General features: G+C 47.7%; 16 protein-coding genes. 8 read left to right on the top strand and 8 right to left on the bottom strand.

Annotated features, from left to right (window positions below; all coding sequences use genetic code 11):
• Nucleotides 1-195: 195 nt before the first annotated feature.
• Nucleotides 196-642, bottom strand: coding sequence for an SRPBCC domain-containing protein (locus DKW60_RS14780; RefSeq protein WP_109838433.1), 447 nt, complete (start codon nt 640-642; stop codon nt 196-198).
• Nucleotides 643-902: 260 nt separating this feature from the next.
• Between DKW60_RS14780 and DKW60_RS14785 the strand changes: the two genes are divergently transcribed.
• Complete coding sequence (locus DKW60_RS14785) at nt 903-1,514, top strand: glutathione S-transferase family protein (protein WP_109838434.1); 612 nt, start codon at nt 903-905, stop codon at nt 1,512-1,514.
• Between the two features lie 78 nt (nt 1,515-1,592).
• On the opposite strand, the gene DKW60_RS14790 is transcribed toward DKW60_RS14785, so the two are convergent.
• Complete coding sequence (locus tag DKW60_RS14790; RefSeq protein WP_109838435.1) at nt 1,593-1,970, bottom strand: hypothetical protein; 378 nt, start codon at nt 1,968-1,970, stop codon at nt 1,593-1,595.
• 173 nt (nt 1,971-2,143) lie between these two features.
• On the opposite strand from DKW60_RS14790, the gene DKW60_RS14795 reads away from it, so the two are divergent.
• Both DKW60_RS14795 and DKW60_RS14800 read left to right on the top strand, forming a co-directional pair.
• Entirely contained in the window at nt 2,144-3,355 is a 1,212-nt protein-coding gene (locus DKW60_RS14795; protein ID WP_109838436.1) for an ATP-binding protein, read from the top strand.
• A gap of 34 nt (nt 3,356-3,389) precedes the next feature.
• A complete protein-coding gene (locus DKW60_RS14800; RefSeq protein ID WP_219988771.1) occupies nt 3,390-4,298 on the top strand; it encodes a nucleotidyltransferase domain-containing protein in 909 nt (302 codons plus the stop codon).
• Nucleotides 4,299-4,354: 56 nt separating this feature from the next.
• Here the strand turns inward: DKW60_RS14800 and DKW60_RS14805 are convergent, their stop codons facing one another.
• Nucleotides 4,355-4,939, bottom strand: a complete 585-nt coding sequence (locus DKW60_RS14805; protein ID WP_109838437.1) for a histidine phosphatase family protein — start codon at nt 4,937-4,939, stop codon at nt 4,355-4,357.
• A 142-nt stretch (nt 4,940-5,081) separates the two neighbouring features.
• Between DKW60_RS14805 and DKW60_RS14810 the strand changes: the two genes are divergently transcribed.
• Together DKW60_RS14810 and DKW60_RS14815 are read left to right on the top strand one after the other, a co-directional pair.
• On the top strand, nt 5,082-6,056 hold the full coding sequence (locus DKW60_RS14810) for a TauD/TfdA family dioxygenase (protein ID WP_109838438.1): 975 nt from the start codon (nt 5,082-5,084) through the stop codon (nt 6,054-6,056).
• 304 nt (nt 6,057-6,360) lie between these two features.
• Entirely contained in the window at nt 6,361-6,924 is a 564-nt protein-coding gene (locus tag DKW60_RS14815; RefSeq protein WP_219988772.1) for a fasciclin domain-containing protein, read from the top strand.
• A 91-nt stretch (nt 6,925-7,015) separates the two neighbouring features.
• On the opposite strand, the gene DKW60_RS14820 is transcribed toward DKW60_RS14815, so the two are convergent.
• From DKW60_RS14820 to DKW60_RS14830, 3 genes are all read right to left on the bottom strand, one after another.
• Entirely contained in the window at nt 7,016-7,780 is a 765-nt protein-coding gene (locus DKW60_RS14820; RefSeq protein ID WP_109838439.1) for an SDR family oxidoreductase, read from the bottom strand.
• A gap of 4 nt (nt 7,781-7,784) precedes the next feature.
• Nucleotides 7,785-8,822, bottom strand: coding sequence for a zinc-dependent alcohol dehydrogenase (locus DKW60_RS14825; protein ID WP_109838440.1), 1,038 nt, complete (start codon nt 8,820-8,822; stop codon nt 7,785-7,787).
• Between the two features lie 116 nt (nt 8,823-8,938).
• On the bottom strand, nt 8,939-10,027 hold the full coding sequence (locus tag DKW60_RS14830) for a mandelate racemase/muconate lactonizing enzyme family protein (RefSeq protein WP_109838441.1): 1,089 nt from the start codon (nt 10,025-10,027) through the stop codon (nt 8,939-8,941).
• Nucleotides 10,028-10,161: 134 nt separating this feature from the next.
• Between DKW60_RS14830 and DKW60_RS14835 the strand changes: the two genes are divergently transcribed.
• The 3 genes from DKW60_RS14835 to DKW60_RS14845 all read left to right on the top strand — a co-directional run bounded on the left by DKW60_RS14835 (nt 10,162) and on the right by DKW60_RS14845 (nt 12,782).
• Entirely contained in the window at nt 10,162-10,911 is a 750-nt protein-coding gene (locus DKW60_RS14835) for an FCD domain-containing protein (RefSeq protein ID WP_109838442.1), read from the top strand.
• A 171-nt stretch (nt 10,912-11,082) separates the two neighbouring features.
• Entirely contained in the window at nt 11,083-12,330 is a 1,248-nt protein-coding gene (locus tag DKW60_RS14840) for a flavin-containing monooxygenase (RefSeq protein ID WP_109838443.1), read from the top strand.
• Between the two features lie 26 nt (nt 12,331-12,356).
• On the top strand, nt 12,357-12,782 hold the full coding sequence (locus DKW60_RS14845) for a RidA family protein (RefSeq protein ID WP_109838444.1): 426 nt from the start codon (nt 12,357-12,359) through the stop codon (nt 12,780-12,782).
• Nucleotides 12,783-12,806: 24 nt separating this feature from the next.
• Here DKW60_RS14845 and DKW60_RS14850 read toward each other — a convergent pair whose 3' ends face one another.
• Both DKW60_RS14850 and DKW60_RS14855 read right to left on the bottom strand, forming a co-directional pair.
• On the bottom strand, nt 12,807-13,742 hold the full coding sequence (locus DKW60_RS14850; RefSeq protein ID WP_109838445.1) for a LysR family transcriptional regulator: 936 nt from the start codon (nt 13,740-13,742) through the stop codon (nt 12,807-12,809).
• Nucleotides 13,743-13,901: 159 nt separating this feature from the next.
• Nucleotides 13,902-17,633: an L-glutamate gamma-semialdehyde dehydrogenase gene (locus DKW60_RS14855; protein ID WP_109838446.1), complete on the bottom strand. Its 3,732-nt coding sequence runs from the start codon at nt 17,631-17,633 to the stop codon at nt 13,902-13,904.
• Between the last annotated feature and the right edge of the window lie 119 nt (nt 17,634-17,752).

The following is a 17,752-nucleotide window of genomic DNA, read 5'->3' on the forward strand; positions in this document are numbered from 1 at the left end:
AGTCGCAAACGGTCGCTTTTTTTGCTGAAAATCATCCCACTAGTCAGGTCTGTTCAGCTTATTACCGTTCGTCAACTAGTGCTTCTGATTGCTATTTTCCTATTATTTCAAACTAATCCAGAACGCTAACGCTGACACATATACCTGCAATTCTGGTTTAGGCAGAACTGGAACACGGGGCATCACAACATATTCCTAGGTCGCTTCACAAATCTCTTTCAAATATTTCAGTGCCTGCGGCCACAAGTCCATCATTTCTTTAAACGACTCGTCTGCCACCATGACGACTTTCAGCGTCGTTTGCGAGTCAGTATCGGCGGTGAAGTAATACTCTTCAAGCGTGCCAATCCACTTTGCCATGGTCGCATCCATCTGCTCAACTTCCACATTGTCAGGCCCCACCATGGCAATGTGTCTGGCTTTTATCAGGACATTTGGCACTAATTCATCAATAATCACTTTTGTGCCACCCTGCTTACGGTCGAAGAAGGATACATGCGCACCTTGCGCCCATTCCCCCTCACAAACCATACCTTCACCCCAGGCTTTCACCCACTCAGGGAACACCGACTGATCGGTTAATGTGTTAAAGACGACCGCAACGGGCTGATCAATTTGGATGGTGAACGTATGTGGTTTCATGATATTGCCTCCTTGTGAAAAAGCTAATCCAGCCTTTTATCTTCAGAAATCTCAGGTGTAGGCAGGGTGCCTATGTGCCGGAAGTATTGGCCTTTTTGTATCACACCAACCTATAAACCACCAGCGCCTGTTACTGTCGCTAACCACACCTTCGCCAGACTTCAGCAATAAGCAGAACTCCCTATGCAGAGCCTACTGACACAACCCTGTCAGCAACTATCTGTCATAATTACGCCCTTAATTTCTAACGGAGGTTCACAATGTCAGCTTTAACGCTTTACACCAACCCACAATCTCGCGGCCTCATTGCCCATTGGATGCTGGAAGAACTAGGCGAACCCTATGACATCGTCACTCTGGATTATGAATCCTCCATGCAAGCGCCGGAATATCTGGCGATTAATCCAATGGGTAAGGTGCCTGCACTCAAGCACGGTGACACCGTGATTACGGAAACCGCTGCTATTTGCACGTATCTGGCTGCCCGTTTTCCGGAGAAAGGCTTGATTCCGGCAGTGGATGATCCGGCGCTCGGTACATTCTATCGTTGGTTATTTTTTGCAGCAGGCCCCGTGGAGCAAGCCATTACTGTCAAATCCCAAGGCTGGAATGTTAAACCAGAGCAGGAAATGACGGTCGGTTTCGGTAACTACACAATGACCATTGATGCGCTGGAAACCGCTCTGCAACCCGGCCCGTTTATTTGTGGAGAACAATTTACCGCAGCTGATGTTTATGTAGGTGCTCAGATTCGTTGGGGGCTGATGTTTGGCACGATTGACAAGCGACCACTATTTGAAGCTTATGCAGAGCGCATGTCTGCCCGTCCTGCGTTACAGCGCTCGGAGCAAATGAATCAGCCGGATCCATAAAATTTTTCTTACGATGATGTGTGCATGGATTGCGAATTGAATGACCAATCCATGCAGACTGCCCTGTAGTTACACGGACTACAAGTTACGCACGATAAACCGCTCATAATAATCTCGGGCCGTCATACTCTCCGCACAAGGATAGCAGATAAACTCTTCTAGCTCCTGAGGATTTCCAAAGATCCCGTCAGTACTATTCAGATCAAAGTAATCATTGCATGCCTCACACTTTCGGGCATCGCAACTGCCATCCTGAATACTGTTAATCCACTCTTTTGCCAGCTCTTTAAACGGCACATAACCATCAATCTCAATGGTGTTTTTGTCGCTGTCAAAACTGAGTTCAGGATAGTTAATCATCCTCACAATAAACGACCACATATTCGGCGTGAGCTCGACGTCCAGCGCTTGGTTTGCATCACTGATTGAGTAAGATTCTTGTTTTATATTTTGCATAGTGATTACCCTCAGAAAGTCATTTATTAAGTTTATAGTGCTGCCTTTATAGCGGCAACTGTTTCGATCAGTACTGTTTGCTCACCAATAGCGGCTAAAAAAGAAACTCAATAGATATTTGTATTTCAGGAATACATTCCTTATTATCAATAAAAATATAGGAATACATTCCCATGTTGAATCAACTACTAGCAACACATAAGCGTTTACTAGCTGCGACCAAGACGCAGCATCATCGGTATTTGTTTGACACCTTCAACACCAACAACAGACTGACTGGCTTAATTGGTGCGCGTGGTACAGGCAAGACCACGCTACTTCTGCAATATATAAAAGAGAAAATAAAGCGGCAAGATGAGGTCCTTTACGTATCACTGGATCACCTGTATTTCTCTGATCACTCGTTGCTGGATTTTGTGAATGAGATGATCGAGCTGCAAGGCATCCGTTATTTCTTTTTTGATGAAGTTCACAAGCACCCCAACTGGAATCAAATCTTAAAAAATATCTACGACTCTTATCCTGATATCACGGTTGTTTTTTCAGGAAGTTCAAGTATCGACCTAATCCAGGGTACGCATGATTTGTCTCGTCGCGGGGTTCTATATCATCTTAGCGGCATGTCGTTTCGTGAGTATTTGAGTTTTCAAAAGGTCGCGACCGTTGAAGCAATCACACTCGAGGCCTTGTTATATGACAGAAGTAGCATCGAGGGCCAAGTCGCTGAACTACCCAAATTGCGTGGCCATTTTCAGGATTATTTAGCCTATGGGTTTTACCCATTTTTTCTAGAAGGTACAGACACTTACCAAGAAAAGTTGCTACGAGTAGTCGATAAAACTATTTACGAAGACATTGCGAATCATTACCGCTTAAATACCGACAAGCTTCATTACTTTAAGCGTTTACTTTCTTATATGGCAACGATACCGCCGGGCGAGTTAAGCCGAAACAGCATCGCTAAACACATTGGTTTGGACAACAAAACCGTACAGCACTATTTACACATTTTGCAAGATACTGGCTTGGCAGAGCTGGTTAAAGATAACCGGGCAGGTAGCCAGTTGCTTAAGGCAAGTGAGAAAATATACCTCGCCAACCCCAATCTGTACCAAACCATAAGCACCGAGATTGGACAACCAAGTAAGATTGGATCAGTGCGAGAATTATTTTTTATCAAGATGCTAAAACATGCAAACCACCCACTGTATTACAGCAAAGTTGGTGATTTTGAAGTTAATGGCGTGATTTATGAAATTGGCGGAAAAAGTAAAACAACTAAGCAAATTCGCCATACAGACAGCCCTGCATTCTTAGTCAAAGACGATATTTTGTATGGCAATAAAAAAGAGATTCCTCTGCACTTATTTGGTTTTTTGTATTAAGAAATACCATCACACAAGCAAGAGATAACAGACCATGAGCAGCCACTTCGCTAACCTCACCGATCGCAATATGCTTCCCGGTGCGCCCAAATTCCTCAAGTCCGCCATCCAATACGAAGTCATTATGGGATCAATGGCTTATGGGGTCAGCAATGACAGTTCCGACATGGATGTTTACGGCTTTGCGATACCGCCCAAAGACTATGTATTCCCTCAGTTACGCGGCGAAATTCCGGGCTTCGATAGCTTCAGTCTGAAGTTCGAGCAATACCAACAACATCATATTGTTGATCCGGATGCATTAGGAGGCAAGGGTCGGGAGTATGACTTCACCATCTACTCCATTGTGAAGTACTTTCGCCTGCTGGCAGATAACAACCCCAACATTATCGACAGCTTATTTGTGCCGGATAATTGCGTGCTGCACAGTAGTGATATTGGTGACATGGTGCGGGATAATCGTCGGCTATTTCTGCACAAAGGTTGCTGGGCGAAGTTCAAAGGCTACGCTTATGGACAGATGCATAAGATCCGCACTAAGAAGCCCAAGGGCAAGCGTAAAGCAGGCGTTGAGGAATTCGGCTATGACCTGAAGTTTGCTTACCATGTAGTGCGCTTGCTGGATGAAGTTGAGCAGTTATTGGTAAGTCATGATATGGACTTGCGACGTAATGCGGCACAGCTCAAATCCATCCGGCGTGGCGAGTGGTCACTGTTGCAACTGGAAGATTATTTCAAGCAAAAGGAAGCTGATTTAGAAAAGGTGTATTTAGCCAGCACGTTACCGGATCACGCTGATACGGATGCAATTCGGCAGCTACTGATTGATTGTTTGGAGCAACATTTTGGTTCACTGGGTACGGTGGTTACACAGTCCAATGCGGCTGAGTTGGCGATGCGTGATATTCAGGCGATACTAACGCGTTATCAGGAAAAGCGCTGAAACACACGTTTAATCTCGCCAGTAACACCGCATTGAGTATCGCCTGACACGTGTGATCATCCACACTCAACGCGTGTTACTGTGCCATTTTCAACCACAAAGAATGCATCCTGCGGCAGATCTAACTGCCAGACATCGTCGTAACTCATGTCCAATAAAATCCCACGCAACACGATACCAGTTAAGCCGTGACTCACCACCACCAAATCATGTGAGTCCGGCGCATCTGACAACCAGTGTAATAGTCGGGATTTCACTGCATCATAAGACTCGGACTCCGGTGCTTTGAGTATCCAATCCCGCTCAGCCAGAAGATCAGGAAACGCTTCCTCCAGCTCCATAATGGTTTTTTCTTCCCAGTGCCCTAAGCCAAACTCTTGCAGCCTGGCATCTTCAATCAAATGCTCTTTAGCATGACCGATCTGCTCGCAAATGATATGCGCTGTTTGCACTGCACGCCCTAGCGAACTGGCATAGACCTTATAATCACGACCAACTAAATGCTCATTGAGCTTAAGCCCGACAAGTCGTGCCTGCTCTGCGCCCTTATCTGTTAATGCAGAATTACATTGACCCTGTAACTTTCTTTCAAAATTGAACTGGGTCTGACCATGTCTGACCACGTATATTTTTCTTGTCACAACTTAAGTTCCGAGTGAGGATTTATACCAGTGAATAACATATCAACTATCCGACAGCTTAACCAGATTTCTTATATTTCACATTGCCGACAAGGCAGCGATCACTTAATGTATAGGTATAATAGAGCGAGAGGAGCATTCGATGGGTATCATTCTAAAACAAAAAGTCACTGGGCCTGCGGCATGGCGTGGCTCAGACCTTCGGAACGATCAGTCATGGATCTTCCAACTATCAAAAGAAACGATCGACACACTGGACGGTGCATTGGCTGCGGTTAAAGATAAGGGATTATCCTTTCCACACTTTAGCCGTGACGACTTCCCTATCCACTCACTTAGTGAGGAGCTTCAGCGATACGCCGAGGAAATGGAGAATGGCAAAGGCTTCCTGCTGCTGAGTGGATTACCAATCGATCGTTACAGCGACGATGATATCAATATCATTTATTACGGCATCGGCCTGCACATGGGTACACCGGTTTGCCAAACACTTAAAGGCGATTTACTGGGTAATGTGATGAATGTTGGCGACATTACCAAGAAAGAAACCCGCGTCTATGAAACCAATGCATACCTGCCTTATCACACGGATTTGTCGGATGTATTCGGTTTGATTTGCGTGCGAAAAGCCAAGTCAGGTGGCATGACGAGTCTGGTCAGCAGTGGAGCGGTGTATAACGAGATTCTGGAACATTATCCGGAGTATCTGGGGATCTTCTACCGTCCCATGTACTACGCCCACCTCGGCACGGACTCATCCAACAAAGCACCGGTGTTTAGCTACCATGATGGCAAGCTGAGCTGCCGTTATCTTCGTCAATATATTGAACTGGGTGCTGAGCTACAGGAACGCCCATTATCGCGCGTAGAAGTCGAGGCGCTGGATGTATTTGATGGCATTATTCACGATGAGAGTATTCGTTTGGATATGATGCTGGAACCTGGCGATATGCTGTTTGCTAACAACTATTCGGTGATGCATTCACGAACTAGTTTTGAAGATTTTGAGGAACCGGAGAAGCGCAGAAAGCTTGTTCGGCTTTGGGTGAAAATGGCAAATGCACGGAAGCTCGCGCCAGACTTTCCGGGACAGAATGGGTTTCCGCCACCGGAGTAGATGCCACCTTATTAGAGTTTGGCTAGTCACAACAGACCCACATTGTGTAACCATTTTCAAGTCAAGAAAACCGGTTGACACTATCAATGGTCATTCATTTTGTGGAGTGTACATAAAGGGTTGAATGTCAATTTAACGTGAAAAAAACAAATATCACTGAAATATTAATTTTATTTAAGTTATTGATTTAAATAGATATTTTCCACTTAAAAAACTGAGTTTAATAGACTAGCGAGGATATGAGACCGTATTGTTTGTCCCACGGCAAAGATGTTTGTCGCCACTTAAAAGAGGATTTAAACAAATGAATACGAAGATTATGTCCGCGGTTGTTGCTAGTTTACTTTTAACTCCGGTATTGGCGACAGCAAGTGATTGTGGCTATGGAAATAAGGCAATGAAAACAGCGCATTCGCCAAGCAATCATCAAGGCAACTACATTCAAACGATGTCTCATGCTAAACCTGCCGCACAAGATATTGTTGATACCGCAGTTGGTGCAGGATTCAATACACTAGCCGCTGCATTGACTGCCGCTGACTTGGTAAACACCCTGAAAGGCGATGGCCCTTTTACTGTCTTTGCACCGACAGATGAGGCTTTCGCCAAAATACCGGCAGATACACTACAGGGCTTGCTCGCAGACAAAGAGGCACTGAGAAAAATACTGCTCTACCATGTGGTAGCAGGTAAGGTTGAGGCAAAAGATGTTGTGACACTGTCCTCAGCAACAACGGCTCAGGGCAGTAATGTGATGATTGATACGTCTAACGGCGTCAAGGTTAACGGTGCGAACGTCTTGAAAACTGACATCATGACAAGCAATGGAATCATTCATGTCATCGATACTGTGTTGATACCAAAGTAAGTGAATGCAGCGCTGTTCTAAGCGATGAAACAAAGAAGCCCTGACGGTAATGTCAGGGTTTCTTTAGTATTTACATGGCGTCGAATAAAAATTAACGTCCCATCCAACCGCCATCAACCGTCATTACCGTGCCGTGCACATAGTCAGACGCTGAGGAGGACAGAAACAATGCAGGGCCTGCAAAGTCTTCTGGCTTACCCCAACGACCTGCGGGTATACGCTCCAGAATCGACTTATAACGCACTGGATCATCTTGCAATGCTTGCGTGTTATCGGTCTCGATATAGCCCGGCGCGATAGCATTTACGTTAACGCCTTTAGACGCCCACTCATTCGCCAATGCTTTAGTCAGCTGACCAATACCACCTTTTGACGCAGCATAGCCCGGCACGGTAATACCACCCTGGAATGTCAACAATGACGCAGTAAACACAATCTTGCCGTGGCCTCGCTCGACCATGCCCTTACCTATTTCACGACTCAGTACAAACTGCGATGACAAATTAACCTCGATCACCTCATCCCACAGCTCATCCTCATGTTCTGCCGCTGGGGCGCGCTTGATGGTGCCCGCGTTATTGATCAAGATATCCGGCTTGTGCCCATCGGCTTCCAACTGAGCAGTAAACGCTAACAATGCTGCACGATCAGAAAAGTCACAGCGGTAAGCCGTAAACTGCCTGCCAGTGGCAAGCACAGCTTTTTCAATATCACTGCCTTCAGCTTCCAGTGTGGCACTAACGCCAATAATATCCGCACCTGCCTCGGCCAAGGCTACTGCCATCGCTTTACCAATCCCTCGTTTGCAGCCGGTTACCAATGCCGTTTGGCTGCTCAGATCATAAGTTGTGCTCATTCATTTAGTCCGCTTGTAGTTTAATAAGACTCTTCATTGCCGTTGGATTATTTTCCAAGGCTTCAAAAGATGATTGGATAGTGTCCAGTGAGCCGATATCAGTAATCATCGTCTCGGCATCAATACCGCCGGATGACACCAGCTCAATGGCTTTTTCGTAATCTTCCGGGGCGTATACCCGCGCGCCCAGCAGCTCCAGCTCACGCCAGAAGAATCGAAACATATCGACTTCCGGTTTTGTTGCATGAATCGCAACCATCACGATACGACCACGACACGCTGCCGCTTCGGTCATGACGTTAACACCCGCCTGTGTACCGGAGACTTCAAAGACCACATCAGCGCCTTTGGTTCCGGTCATTTCCATCACGCACGCCGGTACATCATCATTCAGGGGGTTCAGGGTTGAGAACCCCAGTTTTTCTGCAATTGCCAGCCGTGCCTCACTAACTTCTGAGATGGTGACATTACCACCAGCCTGCTTAGCGACCATGCCGACCAACATACCGATTGGGCCACCACCAATGACCAACACATCTTCGCCGGGTTGAACATTGGCACGACGCACATCGTGACAAGCCACTGATACCGGCTCAACCAGTGCAGCGTGAGCCAGCGACAAGTCGTCTGGCAAGACGTGTACCGTGTGTGCCGGTACGCTCCATAACTGCTGGAATGCGCCATCGGTATCCAAACCTAAGAATTTTAGGTTGTGGCAAATGTGTATATGGCCTGCTTCACACGCCGGACAGTCACCACAATGGTCCAGAGGTCGCACCACCACATGTTGGCCAGCCTTGAGGTTGCTGACACCCTCGCCCACTGCGGCAATCACCCCAGACATTTCATGCCCGATAATACGGTGATGCCCGATGCGCGCATCCATACTACCGTGGAAGGCGTGTAAATCGGTTCCGCAGATTCCGCAGTACGCCACTTCAATTTGCACTTCGTCAGCCTTTGGTGCCGCTGCCATGATTTTTTCAATCGCGAATTCTTTATTACCTTTGTAATAAGCCGCTGAGATTTCTGTTGTACTCATAAGATTTCTTCCAATTACAGGTGCTTGCACCTTGGGTTTACCTACTTGGGTGTGCCTACTAGTTTTAGCGACAGACTATTTTTATTGCTTAATTCGATTGCGTTACCTGTTAGCTGTTACACCACATGATGTGAGTCGAGCTTGTTCCAATCAAAACTAACCCCTATACCCGGTGTCGATGGCGCAACCGCCAAATGATCACTCACCACTAAAGGACGCAAGGTGTATTCATCGATTGGGAAACTGTGCACCTCAATCCAGCCAGCGTTCTCCTGTCCGGCCACCAAACTCACATGCAGCTCCTGCATGCCGTGACTGCATACCGGAATATTGTGTTGCTGTGACAGCTTAGCGACTTCCAACCAACCCGTAATACCGCCGCAATTAGACGCATCAGGTTGGATAAAGGACAGACCAGCATCATCAAAGGCATAGCCGAATTCGTGGATGGTGTGAAGGTTTTCCCCCATCGCCAGAGGCATGCCAGTGGCATCAGCGATCTGCTTAAAACCGTGATAATCATCCGGCAAGGTGGGCTCTTCAAACCACAGCAAGTTGTACGGTTTAAATGCATGGGCAGCCTCAATAGCTTGCGCCACACTCATGGAATAATTAGCGTCAACCATAAACGCAATATTATCGCCAATCAGTTCCCGCACTGCTTTTAACCGCTGCACATCCTCTTGCAGCGAGGGTTGACCGACTTTGATTTTTACACCATTAAAACCACGGTCTAAATAGGACTGAACGCTCTCCAGCAGTTTGGGTAACGGAAAGTTCAGATCAATTCCACCGCAATAAGCTTTACAACGATCACTCGCGCCACCTGCCATTTGCCACAAGGCTTGTTGCTGACGTTTGCCTCGCAAATCCCATAACGCAATATCCACCGCAGAGATCGCAAACGATGCGATACCACCCCGCCCGACATAGTGAATACGCCATTGCATTGCCTCATACAAGGCTTCGACATCATCCGCGTCTTTACCCATCAAAAATGGTGTGAGATCGTGTTCGATCATGGCTTTAATGGCATAACCACCTCGCCCACCGGTATAGCTATAGCCTGTTCCGGTCGTACCATCTTCCAAGGTAATAGTCGCGGTAATCAGCTCAAAATGCGTATGATTGCCATGCTTAGCATCAGTCAGTACTTCGGCCAATGGCAAATTATAGCGACGTGTCACGATCTGCTGTATTCGCACTCACTTCCTCCTCTGATTATTTGGTACGACCAAATAATATTGAATATAAAACTATCTGTTATCCCAAGTCAATTAAAAAGCACTGTCTCTTAATAGTGATTGCCAAACACTTGTCAGTTTGATTAACTTCCCAGATGAGCACTAAACAATCCGCACTATCAAACACTCCTACCCCTGATGCTGACTCCAAAAAGTCAGGCCGTGCTGCCGACTTTATGGTTAGTCAAATTGAGGGGCGCATTCTCTCTGGCGACCTAAAAGACGGTGAAAATCTGCCTGCTGAGCGAGATATGATGGTGCAATATGGTATGAGCAGAACGGTGGTACGTGAAGCGGTAGCCATGCTTGCCAGCAAAGGTTTAGTCGAAGCCAAACCACGCTTCAGACCCGTAGTGAAAAAGCCCAATTATGAGTCGGTTGTGGGCGTATTAGACGGTATTGTCAGCCACTTATTAAACCAGCAAGACGGCGTCAAAAATCTACACGACACACGCATTTTTCTGGAAATCGCACTGGTGCGTGAAGCAGCACTGAATGCCAGCAAAGATGATATCAGCGCGCTACGCGAAGCACTGCAGGCCAATAAAGACGCGATCAATGACTGGGAGCTGTTTTACTCCACAGACGTCGCATTTCATGCCGTGCTGTATAACATTTCCGGCAACCCCATCTTTCCGGCAGTGCACAAAGCCTTTACTACCTGGTTAGCCGAGCGCTGGCGTAAAATGCCACGCAAGCCCGAGCGGAATCAGCAAAGTTATGCTGCACATGAAGCCGTGTTTAATGCCATCCTAAACCGCGATCCGGATGAGGCTGAGGCCAAAATGCGCGAGCACCTCGAGACGTCCTGGCATAATGTGAAATTTACCTTTGAATCGCAATAAGTCAGACCAAAACAAAGCATGAACCATCTGTTGCATCATCTTTTCTGATACATATGCAAGATTAATACTATTTTAAAAATCCAGCGGTTTTCCATAGTCTAAACAAGCGCTATAAATGAAAATTCTTTCGCTTATCTGCGGCAGCTAAATCACAACATGGAGAACTCAAAGATGGCAACTGAAACGATTGATACGTTAGTTATAGGTGGCGGCCAAGCAGGTATCGCAATGAGCGAACACCTTAGTAATCTTGATGTACCCCACCTCGTTTTAGAACGTCATCGTATTGCCGAACAGTGGCGCACGGGCCGCTGGGACTCTCTGGTTGCTAATGGGCCGGCCTGGCATGACCGCTTTCCGGGCTTAGAGTTTGATGATATTGAGCCCGATGCCTTCCCGTCAAAAGAGCGTGTGGCTGACTACTTTGTGAGTTATGCCGACAAAATAAATGCTCCCATTCGCACCGGTGTTGAAGTCACTAATGTGGTTCGCAATGTGGGACGTACCGGTTTTACCGTCACAACGTCAGATGGCGTGATAGAGGCTAACCGAGTCGTTGCGGCTACAGGCCCATTCCATCACGCGGTTATCCCCCCGATCGCTCCGGAATCAGACAGCATTCTTCAAATACATTCCTCACAATACCGTAATCCTGAGCAACTGCCTGAAGGCGGTGTTTTAGTGGTTGGCGCGGGCTCCTCAGGCACACAAATAGCAGATGAACTTAATCGTGCAGGCAAGCAGGTTTATTTGTCTATTGGCAGCCACGACCGCCCCCCACGCACATACCGTAACCGGGACTTTGTCTGGTGGTTAGGTGTGCTCGGCCTATGGGATCTGGAGTCCTCAAAGCCGGGAACGGAGCACGTCACCATTGCAGTAAGTGGCGCTTATGGTGGACAAACCATCGACTTCAGAAAACTGGCAGCACAGGGCATTACATTAGTTGGTCTAACCAAAGCTTTTGACAATGGCAAAGTCTCATTTCAGACAGACCTCGTTGATAATATCGCTAAAGGTGATGCGAGTTATCTGGAGTTACTGGACGCAGCAGATGCCTATGTCGAACAAAATGGCCTAGACCTTCCTGAAGAGCCGGAAGCACGTCAAATGTTGCCAGATCCTGGGTGCCTGACCCATCCAATTCTTGAAATGGATCTTGCCGAAGCGGGTATCACTTCTATTATTTGGGCGACGGGTTTTGGTGTTGATTACAGCTGGTTAAACGTCAATGCATTCGATGAAAAAGGCATGCCAGCTCATCAACGTGGCGTTTCAACGGAGCCCGGGGTTTATTTTATTGGACTACCTTGGCTATCTCGTCGCGGCTCAACGTTTATCTGGGGTGTTTGGCATGATGCTAAACATGTCGCAGGTCATATTGCGACACAACGTACTTACAGTGCTTATCAGAGATAGTAGACAAGTAAAACAGGGAAACAGATATGCCAACACACACACGAATCCGTATGTTCAACACCAAAGACACCTACCCAAACCAGTCTTTGGATAATGATTTATGCCAAGCGGTCGTAGCGGGTAATACCGTTTACGTTCGGGGGCAAATAGGTACCGACTTCGAGGGTAACTTAGTCGGACTAGGTGACCCAGGCGCGCAAGCTCATCAGGCCATGAAAAATGTGAAGCAATTATTAGAAGAAGCAGGTTCTGAGTTAAGTCACGTGGTTAAAACCACCACTTACATCACTGACCCGCGTTATCGTGAAGCGGTTTATCAGGAAACCGGAAAATGGTTTAAGGGGGTCTTCCCCATCTCCACCGGCTTGGTGGTTGCAGGACTGGGGCAGGCCGAATGGTTAATGGAAATCGATGTGATCGCCGTCATTCCGGATGGCTACAAGAAAAAGTAGCCATCTCCGCTCCCGGACCCTCCTCTACCGGTTTTGTGTCAGTGGAGGAAACACTGTCTTAGGTAGCTCTGCGGCATGCTGCTTTAATATTTCAATAAATGCCTGAGAAAGTGGCGTCGGTTTCATTTGAGCCACTCTAGCCACACCCATACGAAGCGGGCGAAGTTTATTGCTAAGAGGAAGCGCGACCAAATCATTACCATCGAGCGATTTTTGATTCACCAGCGGGGTATTAAATAAGGTGTAGCCAAAATTATTACTCACCAGACCTCTCACCATTCCCAACGTTTGTACCCGATACTTAAAATCAGGATCAATATCCTGACTGAGAAATAGAGAAAAGAAATACTCCCTGGTCATCGGCCAATCCAACAACACCATGGGATACTTTGCCAACTCTCTCAAATCAAGACTACTGCGTTGTGCAAGTGGGTGACTTTTTGATAGCACCGCATAAACCGGAAACTCCATCACCGGATCAAAGTCGATATCAGCGGGTATTTGCAGATCATAAGTCATTGCCAGTTCATATCGGCCACCCGTAAGGCTTTGGATGATATCTTTCTGGTGACTCTCGTCGCACAGGATATCGGCCTCAGGATAAGTCTCAATAAACTTCCTCATCAGCGACGGCAACAGCATTGGTGTAAAGGTTGGAAACCCGACGATGCGTAGAGTACCTGCCACCTCTTCCCCTAAGGTATTGGCGTACTGTCCTAATCCTTCGGCATCAGCCAGTAATTGTTTCGCCTTGCGGATAAACTTTCGACCCGCCGGAGACAAGGACAAACCTTGTGCGTGATGGCGCACAAAGAGCTGCAGACCAGTCACCTCTTCCAGATGCAGGATGGCCGATGATATTGATGGTTGTGATACAAACAAGGCTTCTGCCGCCCGCGTCACACTCCCCAACTCGCCTGCTTTGACAAAATAGCGTAACTGCTTGAGCGTAAAGTTCATCGTCATTTCCTGCTGTAGAAACCGGTCTGATACGTAGAGCTTATAGACAGTACAGAGATTTTCCAGCAGTTCCGATCATTGCCTGAATATCGGCAATGATGGGAGTGATCGACCGTGATTCAGATCGAACCACGGACATCAATTCAACTCAATGGGCGATTAAGCTTCAGTTGCCGCCAGCAAGGAGGCATTACCACCTGCCGCCGTGGTATCAATACACACATGGCGCTCCAGGGTACAACGGCTCGGTAGTTCCTGCTCACTCACCACCAATGGCACTAGAGCACCATCACGTGCAGCCAAGGCTTCTCTTGCTGCGCGTAAACTGCCACTATCCGCCGACAGTGCAACCACATCAATGCCCTGCAAGCGACTAAGATCCTGAAGATTTAGCTTGCCGCTAAGCACTTTCACTTCGCCGCTCCCTAGTGCAGACTCACCACCAGCAAGCGCTGATAAATCCTGTGAAATCGCTTCATGAACCAGCAACACAGAACAACCCAGCTGACTAGCGATGTAGGCCTGAGACAAAGCGGCTTCACGACTCTCACCCAAGCACAAAACAGTGCCTCGGGCATAGGTTGACCAACGATTTGATTCACCGGTTGGGCCAGGTAAGTCCAATGCACTGAGTACCGCTTTGCTGGCGGGTTTGAGCGCATCTAATGCCGCCTGCACAGCCTCTAAAGACAGCTCCCCTGCAGTTTCAGCGGATGCTACCTGCTCAGGCATTGACTCAATCACTGAGGACACCATCGCTTGGATATCGGCAGCCCCTGACTTGTTGCTATGCTCATCTGAACGCAAGAAACGAGCGACATACTCCGGCCCGCCTGCTTTAGGACCAGTCCCCGACAGCCCTTCGCCACCAAATGGCTGTGATCCAACTACTGCACCAATCTGATTACGGTTGATGTACATATTACCCACCTTTAACTGCGTGGTAATATCTTCTACACGGTCATCGATACGCGTGTGTAAACCAAAGGTCAGACCGTAACCACTGCCATTGATATCAGCAACAACCTGATCCAACTCTTCCGCTTTAAAGGTTGCGACATGCAGCACAGGGCCGAACACCTCACGCTCAAGATCATTAATGCCGCTCACTTTGATCACCGTAGGTGGAATGAAGTGGCCATTTGCCGGTACATCCAGCATTTTTAGCACACGCCCGTCAGCCTGTGCCGACGCAATATAATCACCGATCTGTTGTTTAGCATCCGCATCAATCACCGGTCCGACATCCGTGGCAAAATTCCACGGAGCACCTACTACTAATTCATCCATCGCGCCATACAGCATGTTCAGAATGATGTCTGCTGTGTCTTCCTGCACGTATAACACGCGCAACGCAGAGCAACGCTGACCAGCGGACTGGAATGAGGAATTCACAATGTCACGAACCGCTTGTTCCGGCAGTGCGGTACTGTCTACGATCATGGCATTGAGGCCACCCGTTTCTGCAATCAAGATAGCGCTTGGATCAAGGTTTTTCGCCATTGAGCGATTGATCAGCTGTGCCGTATCGGTCGAACCGGTAAAGCACACGCCGTTGATTCTTGGGTCAGCACTGAGCCTGGCTCCCACTACCGAACCTGCGCCCGGCAATAATTGCAAAGAGGCAATTGGAACCCCTGCTTCATGCAGTAATTTCACCGCGATATAAGCAGTAATTGGTGCTTGCTCAGCCGGTTTAGCCAATACCGCATTACCCGCTGCTAAGGCTGCAGACAGTTGACCAGTGAAAATTGCCAGAGGGAAATTCCAGGGTGAGATACAAGCGATAATGCCGCGTGCTTGTTTACCTGATGTATTCGCATCGCTGGCAGCTTCAACTGCGTAATAACGTAGGAAATCCACTGCTTCACGTAGCTCAGCGATCGCGTCCATAGGCGTCTTACCCGCTTCCCGTGATAACACGGCAAACAGTTCGCCAAAATTGGCCTCGTATAAATCTGCTGCCCGACGCAGAATATCACCACGCGCAGTGGCATCAATCTGCGCCCATGGCGTGGCTACGTTGAGGGCGACTTCTACTAACTCTGCGGAGGTATCCACAACGGTCCCAACCAGCTCTGTCGGATCGGCTGGGTTGGTCACTGTTTTGATCAGGGATTTATCCAGCGAAGCCATATCTGCATTCGCTGCATCTAAAACACTATCGCCCGCAATCAGATAACCCGCTTTCCAGGTCGAGTTGATATAAGGCATTCGGGCGACTTCAATTTCCTCTAAATCATCCAATGAACGCAAGTCCCAGCCTCGTGAATTCACACGACTCGGCTGATAGATATCAGCTGGCTTGGCAATCTGTCCATCGCTTGTCACACCCGTAATAGCATCTGGTTCAAGCTCTGCGTTTTTATCATCACCCGATAGGCCAGTAGAGGTCATAGCTTGCGGCTTAATCAATACTTTTGAGAAAGGATCAGCTGCCACATCGGAAGCCGCAATATCAGTATCCACGATCTGATTAACGAAGGAGCTGTTCGCACCATTCTCTAATAAACGACGAACCAGGTACGCCAATAGATCACGATGCGCGCCCACTGGTGCATAGATGCGGCAACGTGTTTTGCTCTGTTTAAGTACCGTCAGGTGTAGCGACTCGCCCATACCATGTAAACGCTGGAACTCATAGGCGGCAGGGTCATCAGCCATTTCAAGAACGGCAGCGACGGTGTGTGCATTATGCGTCGCAAACTGTGGGTAGATACGATCTGTCAGATCTAACAGTTTTTTTGCACAGCTAATGTATGCGGCATCCGTTACGGCCTTTTGTGTATAAACTGGAAAACCTTTCAGACCTTCAGTTTGTGCTAATTTGATTTCAGTATCCCAATACGCGCCTTTTACCAAGCGCACCATGATTTTGCGATCCAGCGCTGTCGCCAGCTCATATAACCAATCAATCACCTGCGGACAACGCTTGCCATAGGCTTGAACCACGACACCAAAACCATCCCAACCGGCTAACAACGGATTCTTTAAAACGGCTTCAATCACATCCAAAGACAAGTCCAGACGATCCGCTTCTTCGGCGTCAATATTAAAGCCCATACCCGCGTTTTTCGCCTGTAGCGCCAGCATCAATGTGCTCTCAACCAGCTCAGTCATCACCCGCTCACGCTGACTGACTTCGTAGCGTGGGTGCAAGGCAGACAACTTGATAGAGATACCCGGATTTTCACGGATATCAGGAGAATCACAATGCTCGGCTAACTCACTAATCGCCCGCTCATAAGCATCAAAGAATTTCTTGGCATCCTTACTGGTTAAGGCCGCCTCACCCAGCATGTCATAGGAATAAGTAAATCCAACGGCTTGTTGTTTCTTACCACGCTCAACTGCTTCTTTGATGGTGCGCCCTAGCACAAACTCGCTACCCAGTTCCTTCATAGCCTGCTTAACCGCAGTACGAATCACTGGCTCACCCAGGCGCTTAACCGCGCCCATCAATACACTGGCAATGCCTTCCTGCTCGTCTTCTTTAAGGATTTTTCCGGTAATCATTAATGCCCAAGTGGACGCATTGACCAGAGACGAACTGGATTTACCCAAGTGTTCTCCCCATGATGACGGCGCAATCTTATCTTCGATCAGGGCATCCATGGTTTCCGCATCCGGTACCCGTAACAGCGCCTCTGCCAAACACATCAAGGCCACACCTTCATCGGTTGATAAGCCGTACTCTGCCAGAAATGCTTCCATCAAACCCGGCTTGTCAGAAGCACGAATGTCTTCCACCAACTGTGTCGCCCTGCTGACAATCTTATCGCGTGTGATTTGGTCGATCGGTGCAGATTGCATCAAGTCGTTTAGTACCTGTTGCTCATCGGCTAACTCATTATCACGCATTTGCTGGCGGATCGTATCTAATATGCTCATAGCAGACTCCACAGTGGGTTATGTATAAATCTCACTTTATCAGTTGATCTAAAATCAAATTTCCTTTATTTTTCATAAAAACAGGAAAAACAACCTTAAATTTAAACCCTAGATATCAA

The sequence above is a fragment of the Leucothrix pacifica genome, assembly GCF_003172875.1.
Taxonomy (GTDB): Bacteria; Pseudomonadota; Gammaproteobacteria; order Thiotrichales; family Thiotrichaceae; genus Leucothrix; species Leucothrix pacifica.

Bases quoted from the DNA above. Each gene is read 5' to 3' on its own strand.
- DKW60_RS14780 (WP_109838433.1), bottom strand. From the start codon at position 642: ATGAAACCACATACGTTCACCATCCAAATTGATCAGCCCGTTGCGGTC.
- DKW60_RS14785 (WP_109838434.1), top strand. From the start codon at position 903: ATGTCAGCTTTAACGCTTTACACCAACCCACAATCTCGCGGCCTCATT.
- DKW60_RS14790 (WP_109838435.1), bottom strand. From the start codon at position 1,970: ATGCAAAATATAAAACAAGAATCTTACTCAATCAGTGATGCAAACCAA.
- DKW60_RS14795 (WP_109838436.1), top strand. From the start codon at position 2,144: ATGTTGAATCAACTACTAGCAACACATAAGCGTTTACTAGCTGCGACC.
- DKW60_RS14800 (WP_219988771.1), top strand. From the start codon at position 3,390: ATGAGCAGCCACTTCGCTAACCTCACCGATCGCAATATGCTTCCCGGT.
- DKW60_RS14810 (WP_109838438.1), top strand. From the start codon at position 5,082: ATGGGTATCATTCTAAAACAAAAAGTCACTGGGCCTGCGGCATGGCGT.
- DKW60_RS14815 (WP_219988772.1), top strand. From the start codon at position 6,361: ATGAATACGAAGATTATGTCCGCGGTTGTTGCTAGTTTACTTTTAACT.
- DKW60_RS14820 (WP_109838439.1), bottom strand. From the start codon at position 7,780: ATGAGCACAACTTATGATCTGAGCAGCCAAACGGCATTGGTAACCGGC.
- DKW60_RS14825 (WP_109838440.1), bottom strand. From the start codon at position 8,822: ATGAGTACAACAGAAATCTCAGCGGCTTATTACAAAGGTAATAAAGAA.
- DKW60_RS14835 (WP_109838442.1), top strand. From the start codon at position 10,162: ATGAGCACTAAACAATCCGCACTATCAAACACTCCTACCCCTGATGCT.
- DKW60_RS14840 (WP_109838443.1), top strand. From the start codon at position 11,083: ATGGCAACTGAAACGATTGATACGTTAGTTATAGGTGGCGGCCAAGCA.
- DKW60_RS14845 (WP_109838444.1), top strand. From the start codon at position 12,357: ATGCCAACACACACACGAATCCGTATGTTCAACACCAAAGACACCTAC.
- DKW60_RS14850 (WP_109838445.1), bottom strand. From the start codon at position 13,742: ATGAACTTTACGCTCAAGCAGTTACGCTATTTTGTCAAAGCAGGCGAG.
- DKW60_RS14855 (WP_109838446.1), bottom strand. From the start codon at position 17,633: ATGAGCATATTAGATACGATCCGCCAGCAAATGCGTGATAATGAGTTA.